The sequence below is a fragment of the Bacillus sp. FJAT-26390 genome, from assembly GCF_001682865.1.
Lineage (GTDB): Bacteria > Bacillota > Bacilli > Paenibacillales > Paenibacillaceae > Pristimantibacillus.
The window spans coordinates 546819-570311 of record NZ_MAQX01000033.1 but is presented as its reverse complement, the minus strand read 5'-3'; the positions used below and the strand labels follow the sequence as shown (position 1 = coordinate 570311).

Here is a 23493-nt window from a genome sequence, read left to right as displayed (position 1 = left end):
TTTTGTTCGTTATACAACCTCAGGCTTGAGTATTTTATCATTTGGAGCGATCGTTAACTCAACCTTATTGATGCGATGCTTGCTGACTTCGCGAATCGTGAAGGTTAGGTTGTGGAAGCCGAATTGCTTGCCTGGCTTGGCATCCTCCATCTCACTATACAACCATCCGCCCACCGTATCGACTTCCTCATGCTCAAGCTCCGTACCAATTAGGTCACCAAGCTCGGTGAGGGAAACCTTGCCGTCCAGCAGGTATGAGGTATCGGACAGCATTTCAATATCTTTGCGCTCATCGGCATCAAACTCGTCTCTGATGTCACCGACAATTTCCTCCAATATATCCTCAATGGTGACAAGTCCGGATGTACCGCCGTACTCATCAACAACGATCGCAAAGTGGACGCGTTCTTGCTGCATTCTGGTCAGGAGCGTCTTAACGGGCAGCGCCTCAGAAACAGACATAACGGGCTGAATAAGCGTTTGAAAATCAATTTCTTTGTTTACTTGATATTGAAGAAACAGCTGCTTCGTATTGATCATCCCAATAATATTGTCTTTGCTGTCACCGGCAACCGGAAAACGCGTATATTGCTCCTTGCGGATGATCGCCATGTTCTCTTGAAGCGTGTTGTTCTTATATAGGACGGACATATCGGTACGCGGAACCATAATTTCTTTGGCTAATATTTCATCAAAAGCAAAGATTCGGTTTACATAGCCGTATTCCGTATTATTGATTTTGCCGCTTTCTAAGCTGTCGCTAAGAATGATCTGAATTTCTTCCTCGGAGTGGGCTTCCTCATGCTCCGTTGCGGGCTTTAAGCCAAACATGCGAACTAAAGCGTTGGCAGAGCCGTTCAACACCCAGATGAAAGGGTACATAACTTTGTAGAAGAAGATGATAGGCCTAACTACCGCAAAGCTGACTTGCTCCGCTTTTTGAATCGCTAAGCTCTTAGGCGCAAGCTCACCAATGACGACATGGATAAAGGTAACAACGACGAATGCGATAAGAAACGATAAAATATGACTAAGCTCATTGTTTAATTCCCATTGATTAAATAGAGGGAGAAGGATCTTCTCTACTGTAGGCTCACCTAACCAACCAAGACCGAGTGCTGTAATGGTAATGCCGAGTTGACAGGCGGACAGGTAACCATCCAAGTTACTTATTACTCGTTGAACGGCAAGCGCGTTTTTCTTCCCTTCAACGACTAATTGGTCAACGCGGCTGGATCGTAGTCTGATGATAGCAAATTCTGTAGCTACGAAAAAAGCGGTTAACACAACCAGTAAAGCAACCAAAAATAGATTAAGTCCTATACCCATAATTAATGTTCACAATCCTTTTTAATCGAATTTTGTTAGCAGTCACTTAATAGTACGAACTTTCAGCCAATTCATCAAACCGCTGAATGACGGATAAAAGGCTGCAATAGGGCAATAAAACCGATTTTAAGGGGGCAATAGTTCATTATTAGCCAATCTCTCGCGTTTACGAGATCATAAGTACGGTTTAATGAATAGTTCATATGAACTTGTACGTTGAACAAAAAAGAACGGCGGCAGGCCGTCCCATTTTTGAGCAGAAAAAGATTAAAATTTATTCGCCTGCTGCTCCGACCAGTCGCCAATAATGGGCAGCTTGCCAAGTCTTCCTTGCAGGGTAAGCAGCATGAGTCCGATCCACAAGACGAAGCCGACAATCGTAAGCAGAAAACCGACAATGGCGCCGAGGATAGGAATGAAGCCTAACAAAATGTTGAGAACGATGAGCGCTACGGATACGACGATGGATTGCACGGCATGCAGTCTGACGAAGCGGCTTTGTTTCTCGAGGATAAGAAATATAATACCGGTAACAAAGCCTCCCAGATAACAAAGCAAGCCTGCTACCTTAGGGTCCAGACCAGTTGATGATTTGTCCGGCTGAATGGAAGGAGGTAAGTTCACAATATTCACCCTTTCTATTTGACATATACTTGCAATGATTGTATTCGTCATTGAAAGTCAATAGACCTTTTTGGTTTAATAAAATAATATCAAAATTTGGTAACACTTCGTTGTAAAAGTTTTGTAACCTGTTTCGACATTTTATCGTCTAAACTGAGAAGGCAATTTATAAAAGTATATAAAGGATAGGAGAATTCATTATTTATGAATAAACGCAAATGGTTATATACGGCGTCTGCCGCAGTCGTTATCCTTATCATTGCCGGTTTTTTCAACCGTGGGGCATTGGCCTCGCTTGGATTTGACTGGTTCCTGCAAGGTCATGTCGAAAAACAATTAGAACAATCTTATAAACCGATCGATGGACGGGAACCCATTCCGGTTAGTACAATAGATAAGAAGCAGAACCCGTTCTCCGTATTGCTGCTTGGCGTTGACCAACGCGGCAAAGAAATCGGACGCTCGGATACGATGATATATACGGTTGTTCGTCCGAACGACGGCGAGCTGTTAATGGTCTCCATACCGCGCGATACGTATGTGGAGATCGTCGGGAAGGGCAAAGAAGATAAAATTACGCATGCTTTCGCTTTCGGCGGAGCAGGAATGGCCATGAATACGGTAGAAAAGTTTTTAGACGCGCCTATTAATTATTACGCCTCTATTAACTTTGAAGGCTTCCGCAACGTCATTGACACGCTTGGCGGAATCGCTCTTCCTATCGAAGAGGATATGGTCAACGATGATCCTGATCATGAGAAATTTGTAATCAAAGCTGGCCAGGAGAGCTATAACGGTAAAGATACGCTTAACTATGTCCGATACCGGGAGGACGCTGGCGGGGACATTAATCGTACGGAGCGTCATCAGATTTTTTTAGGCCTTCTTATGGATAAAGCCAAGCAATTGAATCAATGGTCCAAGATTCCTCAGCTCATGGATATTATGGGTGACAATTTTAGCACTGACATGCGTCCGCAGCAGCTTATAGACTTAGGCCAAGGCATGCTGCAGGCGAAAGACCGGAAAATCTACAGCCATTCGCTGCTCGGCAGCGGACATCGCTTGAAGAACGGCGGAGCATGGTATTATTTTGCCGATGATGATGATTTGGCGAAGGTACAGGCGATGATTAAAAACTGGCTAAACGCTGACACGCCTGCATCCAGCCTTATTTTGCCGGATAAGTACAATGAGAACAAACCGAAAGACACAGGGACGCTTTCCAGCAGCGAGACTACGTCAAAGCAGCAGTAATGCGGCTTGCTCCGGTCCGTCTGCTGCCTATGGCATAAGAAGCAAAGGAAAGAGCAAACGGGACGGAGTTGTTATGTAGATGAATATTGCGTTTTTTTTATTGCCGAAGCAGGATGTCGTATGTTTAACGCAGGATACAACACTTAGGCAGACGCTCGAGAGAATGGAATACCACCGCTACACGGCGGTGCCCATTATTAATGATGACGGCGGTTATGCCGGCACGGTTACGGAAGGCGACTTGCTCTGGTACATCAAGGATCATGCCGACCTGACACTAGAGCAGTCGAATAAAGTGAAGCTTATGGATGTGCCGCTGCGGATGAATAATAAAACGGTGCGCATCGACGCGAATATGGATGATCTGATCTCACTCGCAAAGCTGCAAAATTTTGTTCCTGTCGTCGATGACCGGAATCGTTTTATCGGCATTGTCCGCAGGAGCGAAATTATCGATTACTGCCAAAAAATCATTATGGAGCAGCATAACGTGCTGCAGGATAATAATTAAACGTCGGCAAAGCGAGTGGTTTTGAGGTACTATTTTCAAAGCGCGCAGGGCATTATAATAAGAAGTTAAGGCGGAATGGGGTTGCTGTTCCGTCTTTTTGTTTTTGTATGAGCAGCACAGCGGGTGTCCATCCTAAGAGCGAGCAAGTGGGAATGTACGTGATATGTTGAGCTTTTATGCTATAATGAGTTGTAAAAGTTTCGTAAGAAACCAGATTATATAAGCAAGAGGTGAACGGTTTGAAAACCGGCTTGAAACCAGTGCTGTGGAGCTGTGCGGCACTCTTATTATTATTGTCTCTTCTCGTACCGGTCTTTAACGTCATTACTATGCTGCTGCTTATGGTGCCGTATGTCGTGCTTTATACGACCTTGCCGCCCAAGTCGTTTGCGCTGCATTTGATTCCCGTATGGGTGCTGGCGTTTTTTATCGGTGGACCGGCTACACTTATTATTGGATTGTTCTTTCTCATTCCGTCCATTGTGATGGGCCACTTGTATATGAAGCAAGCGCCTGCCTCAAGGGTAGTACGGACGGTCGGCGTCGTGGTTCTCGCTCAATTGATGCTGGAGCTGCTTATATTCGAGGTGTTCCTCGATATTTCGCTCCTTAAAGAATTAAGCTCATTTGTACGGTCATCGGTAGAGGATCTATTGGCGCAAAATGTCATGCCTGCGGGATGGGATTCTGGGCTGACGGATATCGTGATCCACACGATGATCAATTCGATTCCGGTTACCTTTATTATGATCGCATTTGGACTGACCGTCGTTACGCAGTTCATCGCCCGCAGGGCAGTTAAGTGGAGCGGAGGGCCTGAGGTTCCAAGGTTTACACGTGCCAAGGATTGGCGTCTGCCAAGGTTGCTCGTTGTTTTGTACTTGCTCACTTATGTGATGGAGCTGTTTGCGTCGCGGACGAGCGATTCTTTTTTTGCAGTCGCTTTGATGAACTTGGTTCCTCTGCTTAGTTTTGTTTTTGCGTTTCAGGCTGTCGGATTTTTCTTTTTCCTTGCGAACCAGCGAGGATGGAATAAAGCGGTGCCGGTCCTTATTGCGATTCCGGTGCTTTTGATCCCGCCGCTAAGCTTAATTGGCGTTCTGGATACCGCTTTTCCAATCCGCAAGTCGTTTACGAAACCATAGCACAGGAGCGGATTGGAAATGCCTAAGTTTTTGGTAACACGTTGGCACGGGATGCATCAGATATGGGCTTTCGTATTAATGGTGCTCATGTCGGTGGCGCTTGCCTGGTTCGAGTGGCTCCTTGGGCTGCTCGGGCTGCTGCTGACTGGCGGAGTTTTATTCTATACCGTAATGGCGGAGCGGGCTTTCCGCAAAGATCTTAAATCGTATCTGGGCACATTGTCCTATCGAGTTAAGAAGGCGGGCAACGATGTCGTGAACGAGCTTCCTTTCGGCATTATTTTATATAACGAAGATCGAACTGTAGAATGGCATAATCCTTATATTGCAGGAATCTTGGAGCGGGAAACCGTAATCGGCGTGCCGCTTGCGGAGCTGTTTCCGTCTTTGCAGCAGGTGAAGGAGCGGGAAGGCATCATCGAAGCGACCATTGGCTCCTCGGTGTACCAGCTGATCTTTAAGCCAAAGGAACGGATCTTGTACGTTCAGAACATTACGGAGCGCTGGCAGCTTGGCCGGAAATACGATGATGAGAAGCTTGTTCTTGGCGTTGTTATGATCGATAACCTTGAGGAAGTGACGCAAGGCCTCGATGATCATCAGCGCAGCTCCATGCTCTCCAAGGTCACGACAGAAATAACGGAATGGGCGCAAAAATTTCATATTTATTTGAAAAGGCTGACGTCCGACCGCTTTCTGCTTGTGACGGACCAGAAGACGCTAAAGCAGCTGGAGCAATCCAGATTCATTGTGCTTGACGAGGTTAGAGAGATTACCGGCGATCACAAAATACCGGTTACGCTCAGCATAGGTTTCGCGGCGGGCGCCGAGCACATTATTGAGCTTGGCCAATGGGCGCATATGAGCCTTGATATCGCGCTCGGCAGAGGCGGCGATCAAGCGGCTGTTAAGGTCGGAAGCCGCCAGTCCTTCTACGGCGGAAAGTCCAACGCGGTAGAGAAGCGGACGCGCGTGCGTGCGCGGGTAGTTGCCCATGCGCTGCGGGATCTCATACGCGAGAGCCATAACGTTGTCATTATGGGGCATAAGATGCCCGATATGGATGCGATTGGCGCTGCGATCGGCGTGATGAAGGCAGCACAGCTTTTTGGCAAAGAGGCTTACATCGTGCTTGAAGGCGTCAATCCGGCGATTCAGAAAATGATGGAGCTAATCAAGGAAGATGAGAAGCTGTCGAAGCGGTTCGTATCGCCGGAGCAGGCTTCCGCGCTAATTACGCCGCAGTCGCTTGCGGTAGTCGTCGACACGCATAAGGTGTCGATGGTGAAGGAGCCGAAGCTCCTTACGCAGACGGAACGTATCGTTGTAGTGGATCATCACCGCCGCAGCGAGGAATTTATCGCCAATGCAATACTCGTGTATATGGAGCCTTATGCTTCATCCACTTGTGAGCTCGTAACCGAGCTGCTTCAATACATTCATGATCGCGTCGTGCTTGATGTAAGGGAATCGACGGCACTGCTTGCCGGCATTACGGTAGACACAAAAAGCTTCTCGCTGCGTACGGGAGCCCGTACGTTTGAGGCTGCTTCGTTCCTCCGCCGCAACGGGGCGGATTCGATGATGATTCAGCGCATGCTGAAGGAAGATCTCGAAGAGTATGTGCGCAAGGCGGAAATTATTAAGCATGCCGAGGTGCTCTATGAGCATGTGGCGATTGCTGTAACGGAAAGCGGTCGAAAATATTCGCAGCTGCTCATCGCGCAATCGGCGGACACGCTGCTGAATATGACAGATATACTCGCTTCCTTCGTCATTGGGGAGCGGCCTGACGGGCTGATTGGCATAAGCGCTCGTTCGCTGGGCCATATGAACGTGCAGGTAGTGATGGAGAGAATGGGCGGAGGCGGACATTTGACGAATGCTGCCGCTCAGCTTGAAGGAACAGTGGCTGAAGTAGCCGAACGTCTGAAGCGGGTTTTGGACGAAATTGAAACGGAAGAGGGGTTATTTGAATGAAAGTGATCTTTTTGAAGGATGTTAAGGGACAAGGGAAAAAAGGGCAAGTGAAGGAGCTATCCGAAGGGTATGTGCGCAATTTTCTATTGCCGCAAGGGCTGGCGAAGCTGGCTTCCGACGGCAACCTGAAGACGCTTGAGGTTCAGAATGCTTCGGAGCAAAAGCGCAAGGAGAAAGAAAAAGAAGATGCTGAGACGCTTGCCAAGAAGATGGAAGAGATGACGGTTGTCATCAAAACCAAAGCTGGCGAAGGCGGAAGATTGTTCGGCGCTATTACAAGCAAGCAAATCGGCGAGGCGCTGGCCGCGCAAGGCATTAAAATCGATAAACGGAAAATCGAGCTGGAAGATCCGATCCGCACGCTTGGCGTTACGCAGGTTGTTGTTAAGCTTCACCCTGAAGTAAAAGCGAAGCTGAGCGTTCAGGCTTCCGAGGAATAGAAAGTAGGCGGAGGTTTGCATAGCAAACCCAAGCTTATGCTTACAGGAGGGACCCATGAGTACAGAGCTGATGTTTGACCGTGTTCCACCGCAAAACTTAGAGGCTGAACAGGCTGTCATCGGAGCGATATTGCTGCAAGCGGAAGCGCTTATTACAGCGATGGAGCGGGTGCGCAGCGAAGACTTCTACAGCGGTCCTCACCGACAAATTTATGAAGCGATGGTCGAGATTGCCGAGAACAACCAGCCGGTTGACCTCGTAACCTTGACCGCGCATTTGCAGGATCAGCATTTGCTTGAAGAAATAGGCGGAGTCAGTTATTTGGCGAAGCTGGCCAACTCCGTGCCGACGGCGGCTAACGTTGATTATTACGCGCAGATCGTCGAAGAAAAATCGATGCTGCGGCGCTTGATCCGAACAGCAACCAACATCGTATCCGATGGTTACGCGAATTCGGAGGATGTTGGCGTTCTGCTCGGCGACGCGGAGAAAAAGATTCTTGAAATTTCGAACCGCCGCTCAGGCAGCGGATTTATTTCCATCCGCGACGTGTTGATGGAAGTGTTCGAGAAGGTCGAGCAGTTGTACGCCGATAAGGGAGGCACGACCGGGATTCCGTCGGGCTTTACCGATTTGGATCGGATGACGGCAGGCTTCCAGCGGAGTGACCTTATTATCGTTGCTGCGCGTCCTTCCGTAGGAAAAACGGCATTTGCGCTTAATATTGCTCAAAACGTAGGTGTCCGTGCCCGTGAGACCGTTGCGATCTTCAGTCTCGAGATGTCAGCCGCTCAGCTTGTACAACGTATGATCTGCGCAGAAGCGAATGTTGATGCGCAGCGGATGCGGACGGGCCACCTTGAGGGCGACGACTGGGAGAAGCTGACGATGGCGATAGGCTCGCTATCCGAGGCGCAAATCTTTATTGATGATACCCCAGGTATTACGGTTGCCGAGATTCGCGCCAAATGCCGCCGATTGAAAAAGGAAAAAGGGCTTGGCATGATTCTAATCGATTACTTGCAGCTTATTTCCGGCCGCGGCAAAGCGGGCGAGAACAGGCAGCAAGAGGTATCTGAAATATCGCGTACATTGAAGCAAATTGCGCGTGAGCTTGAAGTTCCGGTTATCGCGCTCTCGCAGCTCAGCCGGGGCGTTGAGCAGCGGCAGGATAAACGTCCGATGATGTCTGACCTTCGGGAATCGGGATCGATCGAGCAAGATGCCGATATCGTATCGTTCCTATACCGGGATGATTACTACGATAAAGAGTCCGAGAAAAAAGACATTATCGAGATTATTATCGCCAAGCAGCGGAATGGGCCGGTAGGCACGGTAGAGCTGGTCTTTCTGAAAAAATATAATAAATTCGTAAGTATTGATCGCGCGCATCAGGATCCGATGCAAGCATCATGAATATCCGAACAATTGCAGGGGTAGCTATGCAATTGTTCGTTTTTTAGTTTGACTTCTCGAAGATGGACTGCTACACTATTAATGCTGTCTTTTGACTGATAACACGAAGCCTTTTGTTGAAGGAAATTTCGTGCTACAGCATTTTGACGGTAATTTTCGGTGTTTATAAACACCGGACGGGGGTATAATTATGTCTACGGTTGTTGTTGTTGGTACACAGTGGGGAGACGAAGGTAAAGGCAAAATCACTGATTACTTGGCAGAGGGAGCCGACGTCGTCGCTCGTTACCAAGGAGGAAACAATGCCGGACACACGATCCTTATTGATAACAAAAAATATAAATTGACGATGATTCCATCGGGTATTTTTAATCATAATAAAACTTGCGTCATCGGTAACGGAATGGTTATTAATCCGGAAGCGCTGATCGAAGAAATCAACTATATTCATGACAATGGCTTCTCAACGGACAATTTGAAAATTAGCGATCGCGCGCATGTCATCATGCCTTATCACCTTGTGCTTGACGGTCTTGAAGAGGATCGCAAAGGCGATAACAAAATCGGCACGACACGCAAAGGGATCGGCCCTTGCTACATGGACAAAGCAGCGCGCAACGGTATCCGTATCGCCGATTTGATGGATGCTGAGGAATTCGAATCAAGAGTCCGCAGCATTATCGTTGAGAAAAACCAACTGATCGAGCAAGTATACGGCGGAGAGCCGCTTAATGCAGATAAAATCGTAAGCGACTATCTTGGTTTCGCAGAAGTATTGCGTTCATATGTAACGGACACTTCGGTTGTGCTGAACGATGCAATCGATGCTGGCCAGAAGGTACTATTCGAAGGCGCTCAAGGCGTTATGCTTGATATCGACCAAGGAACTTATCCGTACGTAACATCTTCCAACCCATCGGCAGGCGGCGTTTGTATCGGTTCAGGCGTTGGTCCATCGAAGATCCAGCAAGTTATCGGCGTAGCCAAAGCATATACGACTCGCGTAGGCGACGGCCCGTTCCCAACGGAGCAGGATAACGAAATCGGACAGCTTATTCGCGACAAAGGCCATGAATACGGTACAGTAACGGGCCGTCCGCGCCGTGTTGGCTGGTTCGATACAGTCGTTGTCCGCCATGCGCGCCGCGTCAGCGGCATTACGGGCTTGTCCCTGAACTCGCTTGACGTGCTGACCGGTCTTGAAACGGTTAAAATTTGCACGGGCTACAAGTTGCGCGGCGAGGTTATCGAAACTTACCCTGCAAGCCTGAAAATGGTATCCGAGTGCGAAGCGGTTTACGAGGAGCACCCAGGCTGGTCAGAGGATATCTCCGGCGCAAAAACGCTTGACGATCTTCCGGTAAATACACGCAACTACTTGAACCGCGTATCCGAGCTTACTGGCATTCCGATTGCGATCTTCTCGGTAGGACGCAACCGCGAGCAAACGAATCCCGTTCGTCCGATCTACGAATAGAATAGGAACTTAACTAAGGATGGCCCGTCGGGTCATCCTTTTTTTTGTTTGTCATATAGCCCGCAGGGGGAATGTCTCTCTCTAAACTTGACCATAATAGTATGTAACAGATTATGGGAAATAGCAGCTGATAGAAAAGGAAGTTCCGGCTGCTGATTGAGAGGGTTGGTGTAAGAATGTTGAAAAAGATCGGATGGCTCGGAAAACTAGTTGCGGCGGGGCTGATATTAAGCTTTTTGTCGATATGGACGACGGGTTATATTGTAACGAGTTATGTAGATACGCTGCTGAAACAGTTTAATTTGCCGCTTGAAGTGCCGCCGATGGCGATGACAGGCGTATGGGGGAAGCTTTGGGGAGCAGATCCGCTCATAACGGCCGATACGGCAGGGAAAGAAGAGACACCGCCTGTTAAGGAAGCGACACCGGATACTAAAGAAGAGTCGCCGGACACGCAAGCGGATACGAATGAGCAGAGCGACCCTCCAGCGTCGGTAGATGCGTTTGGCCAGGTGACAGAGCCGCCGCTAACAGATATTGGCATTGGAGGCGGCACGCAGGCAGGTGGGGGCGCTGCGACGAACGGCGGTGAGGTACAGGAGGGAACCGCAGGCACCGATGATACCGAGACGGCGATGACGACAGATGATTTGACCGAGGTAAAGGAACAAATGAGCGATACGGACAAAGAGGCGCTCTTCGGATTATTGATGACTAAACTGCCGCAGGAATCATGGCAAACAATATCTCAATATATCGAAAATGGCCTGACAGAGCAAGAATTGACAGCGATTCAACAAATAATGGCACAGCATCTCGACAAGACGGAATACGGCCAGATGATGGACATTCTGAAAAAATATTAATTTTTTTAAGATAGGGTAAAGGTTGCTCCAATTGTTGGGCATATGTTAAAGTATTAGGCGAGTGATCCGACAGGATAATTCGTCTTTTTTTAATGTCGGAAACCGGAAAAAAAGTTGCATAAGCGCGAAAAGGAGACAATCATGACCGTTTTCAGGGACCAAGGTCGGATTCAGAAGGTATGGAATCAAGCGATCCAGTACTTTCGGCATGACCGATCGCAACACTTGAATGGCAAGACTCAGCAACAATCCGCAAGCGGCAAGGCAAACACGCCATTTTGGCGCAAGAAGCCGGTTCAGCTAGCGGGCGGGGCTCTCGTACTCCTCACAGTAGCCGGATTTAGCGGAATCCAATATGTCCAAGCAAACACAGTCGAATTTTATAACGTATATATGAATGGAACAGCTGTTGGGACCGTAAGCGATCCAGAAGCAGTAGAGCAGCTAGTATTGTTAGAAACCGAAGAAGTGCAGAAAGCTAACCCTGATATTAATATGGTGCTTGATACGGGTACGATTACATATGAGGCCGATAGCGCCTTCAAAGGAACGCCTGAAACGGACGTTACGTTGGACAAGCTGGAGGGAATGTTCACTTCTCACGCGGTTGGCGTTGAAGTGAAGGTTGACGGCAAAGTAATCGGAATTGTGAAAGACCAGCAAACAGCAGATGCGGTCTTGCTTCGTGTACAAAGCAAGTTTGCGCCTGAGCTTGCCGCAGCAAAGAAGAGCTCAAAGGAAGTTAAGTCGCTCTCGTTCGACGCGAAGGAAGCGGCTGTGCCGGCGAAGGATACGAAGGCTGCATCCAAGGTGCCTGGCCGCGAGGTAACGGAGGTCGAATTTATCGAGGCCGTTATGACGGAGTCGATCGATACCGATCCGGAGCAGATCATGGAAGCGGAAGCCATTTACAAGATGCTCGTTCAAGGCAGCATCCAACCGACAAAATATACGGTACAAGAAGGCGATTGCGTCGGCTGTATCGCGCAGAAGTTTGATATTTCACCAGAGGTTATTTATAAGAACAATGCATGGATTAAGGACGACAAAATTACAATTGGCGACGTTCTCGATTTGACGGTGCTCCAGCCGGAGCTTACGGTGAAGACGGTTGAGACTTTAGTAGAGGTCGAAACGATCGAGCCGCCGGTTGAAATCAAGAAAAATGCAAGCATGCGCGTTGGCGAATCGAATACGATTTCGCTTGGTTCAGCAGGCTCTAAGCGCATGACTTATCGCATCGTGAAGCAAAACGGTTATGTCGTAACCGAGGAGCTGCTTACGAAGGAAGTCATCAAAGAAGCCAAGCCAAAAATCGTTGAGCGAGGCACTAAGGTTATTTTGGGCGAAGGCTCAGGAAATTTTGCGATGCCTGTTTCGGGCTCCAGACTGACCAGCAAGTTCGGAAAGCGCTGGGGACGGATGCATAACGGCATCGATCTTACAGGAAACAAGAACATTCATGTAGCGGACACAGGCGTAGTTGAATTCGTCGGCACGAAGCCGGGTCTAGGCAAGGCGATTATCGTGAACCACAAGAACGGCTACAAAACCGTTTACGGCCACTTAAGCTCTTACAAAACGAGCGTAGGCGACATTGTCGAAAAAGGCGATACGATCGGCATTATGGGCAGCACGGGCAACTCGACTGGCGTTCATTTACATTTTGAAGTGCATAAGGACGGCGTTTTGCAAAATCCGTTAAAGTACTTATAATTTCATACCCCATTTCAATCCAAGAGAATCACTTTCGCATACTGCGAAGCGATTCTCTTTTTTTATTTCTGCGGCTTAGAGCACTACAGGAAAAACCTTGCTAACATGAGGGAAGTTTCATTGTGAACTAATGGATAACGTGTGCTAAAATAGAAGGTAATCAAAAAAGGACAAGCGACGGGCGGGTGTAGCGATGCACGGAAAAATATTAGTGGTCGATGACGAGCAGCCGATAGCAGATATTATAAAGTTTAACTTGGAAAAGGAAGGTCATCAGGTCATCTGCGCCTTTGACGGCGGAGAAGCGGTACGGCTTGCATTTGAGGAGCTGCCGGATCTGATTTTGCTAGACTTGATGCTTCCTGTGAAGGACGGCATGGACGTATGCCGCGAGGTGAGAACCAAGCTGCAAATGCCGATTATTATGCTAACGGCGAAAGATACGGAAATTGATAAGGTGCTGGGCCTTGAGCTAGGCGCGGATGATTATGTGACGAAGCCGTTCAGCACAAGGGAACTGCTGGCACGGGTGAAGGCACATCTGCGCAGGCAGCAGAAGCCCGCAGGCTCCGGCGAAGACAATAACGGCGCATCGGAGGCTCCGGCCGAGCAAGAGCAGCAGGGCTTTAAGCTGTTTAACTTATTTATTGATACGGATATGTATGTGGTTTATAAAGACGGCGAGCCGCTGGATCTGACCCATCGCGAGTATGAGCTTGTCTATTACATGGCACGCAACAGCGGCAAGGTAATGACGCGCGAGCATTTGCTGCAGGCGGTATGGGGATTCGAATATTTCGGGGACGTGCGAACGGTCGACGTGACGATCCGCAGGCTGCGCGAGAAAATCGAGGATGATCCTAGCCGACCCGAGTACATTATGACCCGGCGGGGTCTTGGCTACATGATGCGCAACTCCAAGTCTGGAGGCCTTAGTTAAGGATGAAGGGAAAGAGCTTCTTCCGTACGATTCAGGTTAAGCTGGTCATTATTTATTTGCTGCTCATCTTGGTGGCGATGCAGCTCATCGGCGTTTATTTTATAAGCACCGTCAAAAATTCGTTGATTGATAGCTTCACAAGCAATTTGAAGGAGCAGGCAGATATTTTGTCCAAATTCGCGGCTCCCAGCTTAGCGGCTAAGCCCGATACGGAAGGCGATTCCGCGGAGAGCACGACGGAGGATCTTAGCCTTGTCGTTCAAAATTTGTTTAGTATTAGCGGCGCCGAGGTACAGGTGCTGGATTCAAACGCCAAGGTGGTAGCGACCTCCGTTCAAGGCAACCAGTCGTACATCGGGAAGAAGAACAAATCGCTTGCCGTAAGCCGGGCGCTCCAAAACATTACCGATAACGAGCAAGAAATTATAGATGAAGACAATACGCGCATGAAGATGATTGCGCAGCCGGTAACGATTAACGACAACAAGGTCGTGGGCGTCGTGTACGTCGTAGCGTCCATGAACGAGCTGTATAAGACAGTGAACCGGGTCAACCAAATCTTTTTCTCGGGCACGCTGATTGCGCTTGGCCTTACAGGGGTGCTCGGCGTATTGCTTGCCCACACGATTACAAGTCCGATTCAAGGGCTGACGAAGCAAGCGGAGGCGGTTGCGCAAGGAAAGTTTGATCTTCAGGTGCCGGTGCTTGGAGATGACGAGATCGGCAGCTTGAGCAAAGCCTTTAACGATATGACGATTCGGCTCAAGGAAGCTTTATCCGTTAATGAAGAAGAAAACGAGAAGCTCGCTTCAATTCTCTCCAACATGAGCGATGGCGTGGTAGCGGCAGACGAGAATGGCAAGGTAATCGTATGGAACCGGCGGGCGCTTGAGCTGCTGGACGTACGATCCTGTGAAGGCTTTGCATTGTCGGAGCTGTTCGACCTGTCGGAGCAAAGATTGGAAGAGCTGCAGCAAGGCCGCGGCCAGACGCTGCTTATTGAGCGCAATTTCGATGAGCAGGAGATTAGCGAGGGCAATGAGGGTTTGCTGCGGGCTACGTTTACGCCTATCCATCGCCGAGACAAAGGAACGACCGGTACGATTGCGGTGCTTCAGGACGTAACCGAGCAAGAGAAGCTGGAGCAGTCGCGCCGCCAGTTCGTTGCGAACGTCTCGCATGAGCTGCGGACGCCGCTTACGACGATCAAGAGCTATGCCGAGGCGCTTAATGACGGCGCGCTTGAAGAGCGGGAGCTGTCAGAGCGCTTTGTTGGCGTCATTCGCAATGAAACCGAGCGGATGATTAGGCTCGTAACCGATCTGCTGCACTTGTCGCGCCTCGACTCGAATCAAGCGCCGCTTCGGCGCCGCCAGACTAACGTGCACGATATGCTTGACGAAGTGGCTGACCGGTTTTCGTTCCAGCTTAGACAGAAGTCGATTAAAGCAAAGGTTCGGGTCGACGAAGGGCTTGAATCCGCTTGGCTCGACCGCGATCAAATCGATCAAGTGCTGGATAATTTATTTTCCAATGCGATCAAATATACGCTGGACGGTGGCACGATTGAGTTAACGGCGAAGAGGCCGGCCGATTCGGCATTGCTGGCAATCAGCGTGAAGGATACCGGGATCGGTATTCCGAAAAAGGATTTAACGCGTATTTTTGACCGCTTTTATCGGGTGGATAAAGCTCGTTCGCGCAATATGGGCGGCACAGGACTCGGGCTTTCGATTGCCCGGGAAATTGTGAAGGCGCATGGCGGTACGATTTCCCTCTCTTCCGAGCTGAATGAGGGAACTGCGGTTACATTCACCCTCCCGCTGCTGCAAGAAGGGGGTGAGCTTTGATGAAGGAAAAGATAAAGACGACAACGCTGATTGTGCTAGTAGCGCTTAGCCTTCTGCAAAGCTATCTGCTCGCTTACAGCATGCCGGGCCTTGGCGCGACGGTAAGAAGCGACCAGGATTATGTGAATGCGGAGCCGATGGGACCGCCGACGAGCGTGGAGAGCGTTATTTTTCCAGAGGAGCTCGTCATTCATCTGGGCGGTAATAAGCATACGGTCATTTACCCGGGCACGCAGTTCTATGACATGATTCTTAATCAGCGGATTCAGGGTAGAGAATTTAAGGGCTTCCAGCGGAACCCTTCGGACGTGCTGAACTGGGAGGAGATCCGGAAAAACGATATCGGCATCGAGCTGCGGTTCGATAACGGGATTCCGGTTGAGCTGCTGCAAAAGCTGCTTAAGCTGGAGGGCGATCTGCTGTTTTTGAATGAGACGATTGATCGGATTTGGATTTTTAAGACGACAGGCTCTGAGGAAGTTCGGACCTTCTTCTTTAGTGCGGACAATCAAATGGTATATGAGTCGGTTCGTGCGGATCTAACGGTCCGCGACGTGCAGGATTATGTGGGCTTTGGGCAATTCCAGCCAAAGTATACGATGACGGAGGACGGTCTCTATCTTCCGGCAGCACCGATTCAGTCGAAGGAAATGGTATTCCCGTATGAAACGTATTCGCCGGATCTGATGCAGCGAGTGTTCTTTGATCCAAGCACAACGAGAGCGATCGAGGACCGAAGCGGCTCGCAGATCTATACCGACGGCAAGCGGGGCTTGCAGGTGGAGCAAAATGGCAAGTGGATTAGCTATACCGATCCAAGCGCGCCGCAAATTACGGAGAATCTGCTCAGCGACAACGTGTACGCCTCGGTAGACTTTGTGAATCAGCATGGCGGCTGGGATGGCGTTCACCGGTTTGTGAATGCAATGCCGGGCGAGGAAGGCAAATATATTCGCTTTAAACAGTACGTCGAGCAGTATCCGGTCATTGAGATGCCGCCGTTCCGCTATGGATATATGAAGCTGACCTTGCAGCAAGGGGTCGTGACGGAATATGCAAGATCGCTTATTACACTCGCCCCACAATCGGAATCACGTAATGTCCGTTGGCTGCCTGGCGGCGATGAGCTGAAAAATAAGCTCGGAAATTACAGGAAACGCGATGAGGTAACGGCTTTGTTCCCGGCGCTTCAAGCGGCGCCGGTGGATGACAAACGGCTGCGGTTCATTCCGGTATGGGCGGTTCGCCTCAAGGATGGCACAGAGGAAGCGCTGGTAGAGGCTTATCCTAGCGGCTATGAGCCGCCAAAGTCGGTTGATGCCACAGAGCAGGGAGCTGATGGCAGCACGAAGGAAGACTCGGCGACTACAGCCGCAGGCGGCGCGGGTGCTGCCAGCTTGGCTGCCAGGGGCGCCACTCAGCTGCTCACGGGCAAAGACGTTGGTTTGCGATAGTAAAGACGGTTGGGGGTGAAGGCGAGTGGATTGGGGCCGGGCGAAAAACGTACTTATTATTTCGTTTTTGCTGCTCAATGTATTGTTAGGCTACCAGCTATGGCTGGATATCCGGGAGCAGCTGAACATTAACGTGAATACGGCAGAGCTGCCGCAGGATAAGGTGCTGCTGATGCAGCAGAAGCGTATTTCGCTGGAGGCCAATCTGCCGCTGGAAACGCCGGAGCTAGCGGATTTGACGTACTTGCTTCACTCCGACAGCCGCAAAAACGCGGAGCCTGTCATACTGGACGAGCCGGTAGACAGCACGATTATTTATTCAAAGACACAGTTAGTAAAGACATTAGGGAGCAAAATTCCCGAGCTTGATCAATACGCATTCGATCTGCTGAACAGCAGCGTGGACAAATTTGTCTTATACCGGGTAGTCGAAGGACGTCCGATGTTCGATGTGAAGCTGACGCTATATATTAGCAATCAAAAAATAACCTCCTTCTTGCAGGACCGGGTGGAGCTGCTCGGATCGGGCGAGGCGAAGCAGGTGCTGCCGGCCGCGAAGGTCATGGCGAGCTTGATTGAAACTTATTTGCCGGACGGAGCTGTCATCTCGGATATCCAGCTTGGCTATAAAGGCCAAATCTTCGATTCGGAGAAGCAGGTATCGGCGCCATCTTGGCGGGTTATGCTCGAAAATGGGCATTTGTTTTATGTGCACGCGATCAGCGGCGAGGTTGCAACGGATGAAGAGCAAGGGGAAGCGGCAGCGAACGGTTTACGTTAACGGGAGCGGGAGAAAGGACAGGAAAGAGCGATTATGGGACTTCGATTTACGGTACTGGGAAGCGGCTCGACCGGCAATGCGACAATTGTACAGGGGAACGAGAAAATGGTCATTGTCGATGCGGGAATGAGCGCGAAGAAGCTGGATGAGCTAATGCGTGAGCGGGGAGTGTCGGGCCATCAATTGGACGCGCTGTTTGTCACGCATGAGCATTCCGATCATATAAAAGGGCTTGGCGCTTTCGCGAGAAAGTATGACTTGCCCATATATGCCAACGAGGCAACATGGGCTGCAATGGAAAGACATGTCGGCACGATAGCCGCAGAGAAACGTGTCATTATGGAAACATGCGAAGAGATCGCCTGCGGGTCGATGATGGTGCAATCCTATCCGATCTCGCATGATGCGGCGGAGCCGGTAGGGTACAGCTTCGTAGAGGATGGCGAGAAGCTTAGCCTTGCGACCGATCTTGGGTATGTGAGCGAGAAGGTCAAGCGTCAGATTATCGATTCGGATGTACTCGTGCTGGAAGCCAACCACGATACGGAAATGCTTCGAATGGGCCGATACCCTTGGAATACGAAACGCCGTATTTTGAGCGATGTGGGTCACTTATCGAATGTGGCGGCAGGCGAAGCGCTGCTTGAGCTCATGACGGACCGAACGAAACGTGTCTATTTGGCTCATTTGAGCCTTGATCATAACTTAATGGATTTAGCCATGCTGACCGTGAATACTATATTAGAGGATAACGGAATATTTTATAAGAAGGAAGAACATCCGCTGCGTGCTACATACCATGACAGACCTACGCCATGGGATGAAGTGAAGCGGAAATAAGCGATTCCAGCTGCGCGTCGAGCGCGTCTGCTTTGGAGCTAAGCTCTTCTCTCGTAATAATGCCCTTATCTATGAAAATCTCTAGCATTGCGCTTAACGTAAGAACGGTACGATAGTGGTCATCCTTTAGGTCTGCTAGTTTTGCAGCAAGCTGCACATGCTCCCAAGCTGCGGGGGTTTTGGCTTTCATATTAGCAACTCTCCTTTGGCGGGACGGTTCTACAAAATAAATTCATTATTTCGTGTACGCGTCGTCCGAATCTATTATTATTTTAGTCAGTTCTTCCGAAAACATTCCTAGATTGAAAAAAATAGTCTTGATGTCCGAGAGGCATCGAGAGGAGCGATCGCAATGAGCTTATTCGACGACGATTTTTATTCAACCAAAGTATCCAAGCGCGCTGCTCGCGAGAGCAGAAAAGGCAACTTTGCTTTTCCATATAAAAGCGGCGGGCGCAAGTGGTCCAATGTCCGCATTGCATTCGTATCCTCGATTACAAGCGCGATTGCCGCAACGCTGTTGTTCGGTGTTGTGTTCGGCGGTGGCGGCGGTATTGGCGGAGGAGGAGGATCTGTCGCGACAGCAGGCGGGGTTCAGGCCGTCGATCCGCTAGAGCGTCCGATTCAGGCATCCGCAAAGGTAAGGCCGGCCGTCGTAAGCGTCATTAATTTGCAAAAGTTTGCGCTTGGCATCGGCAATGGCAAAGCGCTGCCTGAGGACTCGGAGGATAAAGGCACGCTGCGCGAAGCGGGTGTAGGCTCTGGCGTCATTATAAGTAAGAAGGATGGCAAAGCAATCATCGTTACGAATTTTCATGTCATTGATCAAGCAAAAGAGGTGAAGGTTGTACTGATGAACGGCGAGGCCCGCGATGCCCGCATTGTCGGCAAGGATCAAATTACGGATCTTGCCGTGCTTGAGATCGATGCCAAAGGCATTGATGTGGTCGCGGAAATCGGCGATTCGTCGACGCTTCGTCCCGCTGAATATATTATTGCAATCGGCAATCCGCTAGGGCTAGGGGAGTCCGTCACGACGGGCAGCGTAAGCAAAACCAAACAAATTGTGCCGGTATCGCTCAACCAGGATGGCGTGTACGACTGGGAGCAAGAGGTCATTCAAATCGATGCTTCCATCAACCAAGGCAATAGCGGCGGGCCGTTAATTGATTTGAACGGGCGTGTGGTCGGAATCAACAGTATGAAAATTGCTGATCTCGGCGTTGAAGGCATCGGGTTCGCCATTCCGATTAACCTGGCTATGCCAATCGTCGAGAGCCTGATTAAAGTGGGCTATGTGCCGCGCCCTTATCTTGGTGTCTATACGATGGATCTGGAGCAGTATTGGGAGCAGAAGGGCTTCCAGGACTCGCAAGAGAGCGCTGGCGAGGAAGGCGTGCTGCCGGAGGCGGACAAAGACGGAGCAGCAGGCGAAGGCGATGTGCTAGAAGACGGAGGTGCGCCGCTTAAGCTGCCGGATGATGTCTATGATGGCGTCATCGTGCTGGAAGCGGTTGGTCCGGCTAAGGATGCGGGCTTATTGTTCAATGATGTGATCGTCAAGCTGGATCGCCAATCGATCGGAAGCACGATGGAGCTGCGCAAATATTTGTACAGCCAGAAGAAGATTGGCGATGAGATCGAGATCAGCTATTACCGGGACGGGGAATTGAAGAAGACTCATTTTAAGCTTGGTGAGAAGCAGGATGAGGAGTAGGGGTTAGAGATTGAGGCTTGAAGAGTGAAAAGTAAAGAGTAGAGAGTAAAAGGCAAAGAGCAAAGAGCAAAGAGCAAAGAGCAAAGAGCAAAGAGCAAGAGTAGCCGCGGTGTCGAATGGGAAACCATTTTGGCACCGCGGTTTTTTTGTTGGATTTTAGGAAGAAGGGCAAAGTGTGTAGAATTAGTGCGAAGAGCAAAGTCCGTTGGGACTAGTGTAAAGTTAGTATAAAGAGCTAAGCGCGGGGCCGTGCAGAATTTGTCGTCTTCACATGGAGAGGCGTTTTCTGATATGCTGTGTATAGATATTTTGGACAGACTGTTAAGAGTAAGAGCTGGAAAGACGATCGGGAATTCAATCAACTAGGATAGGAAGCGTGCAGAGTATGTATTGTGTGTGTAAAGAGCATATGGAGACGGCATTAGACCGATTTGTAGATGAATATGAAGATGCACCGGATGTAGTGGATTTGAAGGAGACGCAATTCGCCGATTGGGATCCTCCGCGCAAATGCGATTTCTGTGATGAGCCGGCTACTTTTTTGGTGGTTTAGATAATGCATATACAGATAGCTGCTGTTGGAAAGCTGAAGGAAAAATATTTGGTACTTGGCATAGCGGAATATGCCAAGCGGTTAGGGCCTTACGTGAAGCTTACGCTCACGGAAGTGCCCGATGAGAAGGCGCCGGAGACGATGAGTCCGGCGGAGGAAGCGATTGTGCGCGAGCGAGAGGGCGAGAGGCTTCTGGCGCAGCTGAAGCCTGAAGCGCATGTTGTCGCGCTCGCGCTGGAAGGCGAGCTCTGGTCTAGCGAGGATCTCGCTGGCCAGCTCGATAAATTAGCCACGTATGGGCGCAGCCACGTGGCTTTTGTTATTGGCGGGAGCAATGGTCTTGCTCCCGCTGTGCTTAAGCGCGCCCAGCAGAAGCTGAGCTTTGGGCGCATGACCTTGCCGCACCAGCTAATGCGCCTGGTGCTGGTGGAGCAGATTTATCGGGCTGTGAAGATAAATCGGGGGGAACCATATCATAAGTGACGGCGAATTTCTTTAAAAGCTTACTCTAAATAAAATTCCTTCCGTACCTCGAAAGAGGTACGTTTTTTCGTTACAGGCACTTCCTCAAAATGATCCAGTTTCTTATTACAGCAAGATATGGAAAGTCTGACGAAAACCCGCTGTGTTACTTTATTGGTACTAAATCAAATATTGAAAATCGAAATAGAAAGGAAGTCGACAGCATGATTTCTTAAATGCGATTTTAGATCTCCGAATCAATAGGTAGTTTTTTGATGGGTGCATAGATGTGGTAGGCAGATTCTAGATCGTGAACATCATCAAAGGCTTGAATGAGTTCAATATTTGAGGCTTCAGTTTCTTGCTTTGAGATTTTTAGAAATCTTGCATAATCGGTTTTCAAGACATCGCCAATGTCAAGAAGATCCCCTCGATAGTTGAACCTGGCACAAAAGAGCTGAGGTATAGTAACGGTAAAATAATTCGGTTCATCGATCTGTACTTCATGAGGGATCCCGAACAGAACCTTGAAACGGGTTGAATCGGGTTGACAGTTTGAATAGATCACGTAGCAGGAACCATTTATGGTGTCATCAACGTGATTCAACAACATTTCTGAATGTGAGCGAATCTTCTTTTTGTAATCATCGCTTGCTAGATCCACTTCGAAGGCGATCCCGCTTACTCGGGTCTCTCCGAATTCTGTCAGTGTGAAGTCAGTGACAATATCACCGTTAATGTTTTTAATGGGTCTTCTAACCACTGAGGGGATCGGTAACAGAGAAATATTCTTGTTTTCTGCTTTTAGAGAACTTGGAGCTGCGCCGTATTGGCGTTTGAAAGCGCGAGTGAATGAGGCTTGCGTACCAAAATTCAATTGATAAGCAATATCGGTTAGAGACAAGTTTTTGTTGTTTTGTATCAATTGTAACGATGCATTTAATCTTCTCGTGAGGATGTAGTTGTTTAACGAGCAACCCATCATAGCGGAGAACAATCTGTGAAAATAATATTTGGATATGTTGAAGGCATTCGCAACGGAATCCAATGATAGGGGATGTTGTAAATTGTCCTCAATATGGATCAACGCATTCTCGACTACTTCATAATGGTCCATACTAACACCTCTAAGAGTTTTCAAGTTACTTCTAGTCAGTATAACATACGCAGCCAGCTGAAGAGTAAATTACTAGGAGGAAAAAACGAATGAAACAAGACAGAATGAACGGTATTATACTCGGAATTTTTTATATCTTAGCTGCGGGTGCTTCCATTATAGCGGTTGTTTGTTATGAGCCGGTATTATCCGAACAATGGTATATGGCTGTGGCAAATGGGTCTGAGACAGAGGTTATAATTGGTGTATTGAATGATCTTTTACTTGTAGTGACGGCTGTTGGGACAGCTGTTATGCTGTTTCCGTACCTTCGTCATTGGAATGAACATATTGCCTTAGGGTATCTTTGTCTCCGATTTATGGAAGCTGTTTTTATTGCGATTGGTTTGGTAGGTATACTAGCTTTACTGCATCTTAGTTCCGAATATCAAGCAGCAAGCCCAGCAAGTGAAGGAAATCTGCAAACTATAGGTGTAGTGCTGCAATCTTTTCATAGTTGGACGAGTGTGCTAGGTCCAAATCTGATGTTGGGCATCAATACTAGCCTATATAGCTATTTGCTGTTTCGAACTGGCTTAGTACCAAAACCGTTAGCGATCGTAGGTATGGCTACAGCTGTTTTGGTCTTTATAGCTGGCTTACTAAATATGTTCGATATCATAGGATCATTCTCTGTGGCAAAGGGACTTATCGCACTGCCAGTGGGCGTTTATGAGATGAGTTTGGCCGTCTGGCTAATCGTGAAGGGATTTCACAAGCAAAACCTTGAAAAACTAAGAGCGAATTAGCTCCATCAATTGGTTGCGAGTATGAAGTGAGGCACTCCGCATGAGTGCCTCTTTCGCCGTTTGAGGGGTTAAGGTGAACCGTACCATAAATAGCGGCATGTTTGTTGTCAGGGAACTGCATAAAAGACAAACAAGATTTAACAGGTTGCCGTGTTTATACCAAATAAAGCGGCTTTAGTTCTGATATAATTGGATTAAAGCAGTTTATGATATATTCACTTAAAGAACA

At 48.9% G+C, this 23493-nt stretch carries 22 protein-coding genes; 18 read left to right on the top strand and 4 right to left on the bottom strand.

Going from position 1 to position 23493, the window contains the following annotated elements:
• Positions 1-9: 9 nt before the first annotated feature.
• Positions 10-1329, bottom strand: coding sequence for a hemolysin family protein (locus tag A7975_RS26815; RefSeq protein WP_053373437.1), 1320 nt, complete (start codon positions 1327-1329; stop codon positions 10-12).
• A gap of 267 nt (positions 1330-1596) precedes the next feature.
• The gene (locus tag A7975_RS26810) at positions 1597-1953 is read right to left on the bottom strand and encodes a DUF4870 domain-containing protein (RefSeq protein ID WP_053377548.1); all 357 of its coding nucleotides are present in this window, start codon (positions 1951-1953) and stop codon (positions 1597-1599) included.
• Between the two features lie 204 nt (positions 1954-2157).
• On the opposite strand from A7975_RS26810, the gene A7975_RS26805 reads away from it, so the two are divergent.
• The 14 genes from A7975_RS26805 (at position 2158) to A7975_RS26740 (ending at position 18627) form a co-directional block, all read left to right on the top strand.
• Entirely contained in the window at positions 2158-3210 is a 1053-nt protein-coding gene (locus A7975_RS26805; protein ID WP_065387146.1) for an LCP family protein, read from the top strand.
• A gap of 79 nt (positions 3211-3289) precedes the next feature.
• The gene (locus A7975_RS26800; protein WP_053373439.1) at positions 3290-3721 is read left to right on the top strand and encodes a CBS domain-containing protein; all 432 of its coding nucleotides are present in this window, start codon (positions 3290-3292) and stop codon (positions 3719-3721) included.
• A 239-nt stretch (positions 3722-3960) separates the two neighbouring features.
• Positions 3961-4866 carry a DUF2232 domain-containing protein gene (locus A7975_RS26795; protein ID WP_063845974.1) on the top strand — a complete coding sequence of 302 codons (906 nt, stop codon included), beginning with the start codon at positions 3961-3963 and terminating at the stop codon, positions 4864-4866.
• Positions 4867-4884: 18 nt separating this feature from the next.
• A complete protein-coding gene (locus A7975_RS26790) occupies positions 4885-6846 on the top strand; it encodes a DHH family phosphoesterase (protein ID WP_053373441.1) in 1962 nt (653 codons plus the stop codon).
• Positions 6843-7286: a 50S ribosomal protein L9 gene (gene rplI / locus A7975_RS26785; protein ID WP_053373442.1), complete on the top strand. Its 444-nt coding sequence runs from the start codon at positions 6843-6845 to the stop codon at positions 7284-7286. Before A7975_RS26790 ends, rplI begins: the two co-directional genes overlap by 4 nt.
• 55 nt (positions 7287-7341) lie before the next feature.
• Entirely contained in the window at positions 7342-8703 is a 1362-nt protein-coding gene (gene dnaB, locus A7975_RS26780; RefSeq protein WP_053373443.1) for a replicative DNA helicase, read from the top strand.
• A gap of 190 nt (positions 8704-8893) precedes the next feature.
• Complete coding sequence (locus tag A7975_RS26775) at positions 8894-10180, top strand: adenylosuccinate synthase (RefSeq protein WP_053373444.1); 1287 nt, start codon at positions 8894-8896, stop codon at positions 10178-10180.
• 176 nt (positions 10181-10356) lie between these two features.
• Positions 10357-11046, top strand: coding sequence for a hypothetical protein (locus tag A7975_RS26770; protein ID WP_065387145.1), 690 nt, complete (start codon positions 10357-10359; stop codon positions 11044-11046).
• Between the two features lie 141 nt (positions 11047-11187).
• Positions 11188-12762, top strand: coding sequence for a M23 family metallopeptidase (locus A7975_RS26765; RefSeq protein ID WP_065387144.1), 1575 nt, complete (start codon positions 11188-11190; stop codon positions 12760-12762).
• A gap of 193 nt (positions 12763-12955) precedes the next feature.
• Entirely contained in the window at positions 12956-13702 is a 747-nt protein-coding gene (gene yycF / locus A7975_RS26760; RefSeq protein ID WP_053373447.1) for a response regulator YycF, read from the top strand.
• A 2-nt stretch (positions 13703-13704) separates the two neighbouring features.
• Entirely contained in the window at positions 13705-15552 is a 1848-nt protein-coding gene (gene walK / locus A7975_RS26755) for a cell wall metabolism sensor histidine kinase WalK (protein WP_053373448.1), read from the top strand.
• Positions 15552-17006 (top strand): YycH family regulatory protein, encoded by a 1455-nt coding sequence (locus tag A7975_RS26750; RefSeq protein ID WP_065387143.1) that lies wholly within the window; start codon positions 15552-15554, stop codon positions 17004-17006. The genes walK and A7975_RS26750 overlap by 1 nt, the downstream gene beginning before the upstream one ends.
• 25 nt (positions 17007-17031) lie before the next feature.
• The gene (gene yycI, locus A7975_RS26745) at positions 17032-17787 is read left to right on the top strand and encodes a two-component system regulatory protein YycI (RefSeq protein ID WP_053373450.1); all 756 of its coding nucleotides are present in this window, start codon (positions 17032-17034) and stop codon (positions 17785-17787) included.
• Positions 17788-17820: 33 nt separating this feature from the next.
• Positions 17821-18627, top strand: coding sequence for an MBL fold metallo-hydrolase (locus A7975_RS26740; RefSeq protein WP_053373451.1), 807 nt, complete (start codon positions 17821-17823; stop codon positions 18625-18627).
• Here A7975_RS26740 and A7975_RS26735 read toward each other — a convergent pair.
• Positions 18596-18817, bottom strand: coding sequence for a hypothetical protein (locus tag A7975_RS26735; protein WP_065387142.1), 222 nt, complete (start codon positions 18815-18817; stop codon positions 18596-18598). The two genes, A7975_RS26740 and A7975_RS26735, sit on opposite strands and share 32 nt — an antisense overlap.
• 162 nt (positions 18818-18979) lie before the next feature.
• On the opposite strand from A7975_RS26735, the gene A7975_RS26730 reads away from it, so the two are divergent.
• The 3 genes from A7975_RS26730 to rlmH all read left to right on the top strand — a co-directional run bounded on the left by A7975_RS26730 (position 18980) and on the right by rlmH (position 21380).
• Complete coding sequence (locus tag A7975_RS26730) at positions 18980-20344, top strand: S1C family serine protease (RefSeq protein WP_065387141.1); 1365 nt, start codon at positions 18980-18982, stop codon at positions 20342-20344.
• 385 nt (positions 20345-20729) lie between these two features.
• Positions 20730-20897: a CxxH/CxxC protein gene (locus A7975_RS26725; RefSeq protein ID WP_063845975.1), complete on the top strand. Its 168-nt coding sequence runs from the start codon at positions 20730-20732 to the stop codon at positions 20895-20897.
• A 3-nt stretch (positions 20898-20900) separates the two neighbouring features.
• Positions 20901-21380, top strand: a complete 480-nt coding sequence (gene rlmH, locus A7975_RS26720) for a 23S rRNA (pseudouridine(1915)-N(3))-methyltransferase RlmH (RefSeq protein WP_053373454.1) — start codon at positions 20901-20903, stop codon at positions 21378-21380.
• Positions 21381-21603: 223 nt separating this feature from the next.
• Here rlmH and A7975_RS26715 read toward each other — a convergent pair whose 3' ends face one another.
• Positions 21604-22476 (bottom strand): helix-turn-helix transcriptional regulator, encoded by an 873-nt coding sequence (locus tag A7975_RS26715; protein WP_065387140.1) that lies wholly within the window; start codon positions 22474-22476, stop codon positions 21604-21606.
• Between the two features lie 89 nt (positions 22477-22565).
• Here A7975_RS26715 and A7975_RS26710 point away from each other — a divergent pair, with 89 nt between their 5' ends.
• The gene (locus tag A7975_RS26710; protein WP_065387139.1) at positions 22566-23264 is read left to right on the top strand and encodes a DUF4386 domain-containing protein; all 699 of its coding nucleotides are present in this window, start codon (positions 22566-22568) and stop codon (positions 23262-23264) included.
• Positions 23265-23493: the final 229 nt, after the last annotated feature.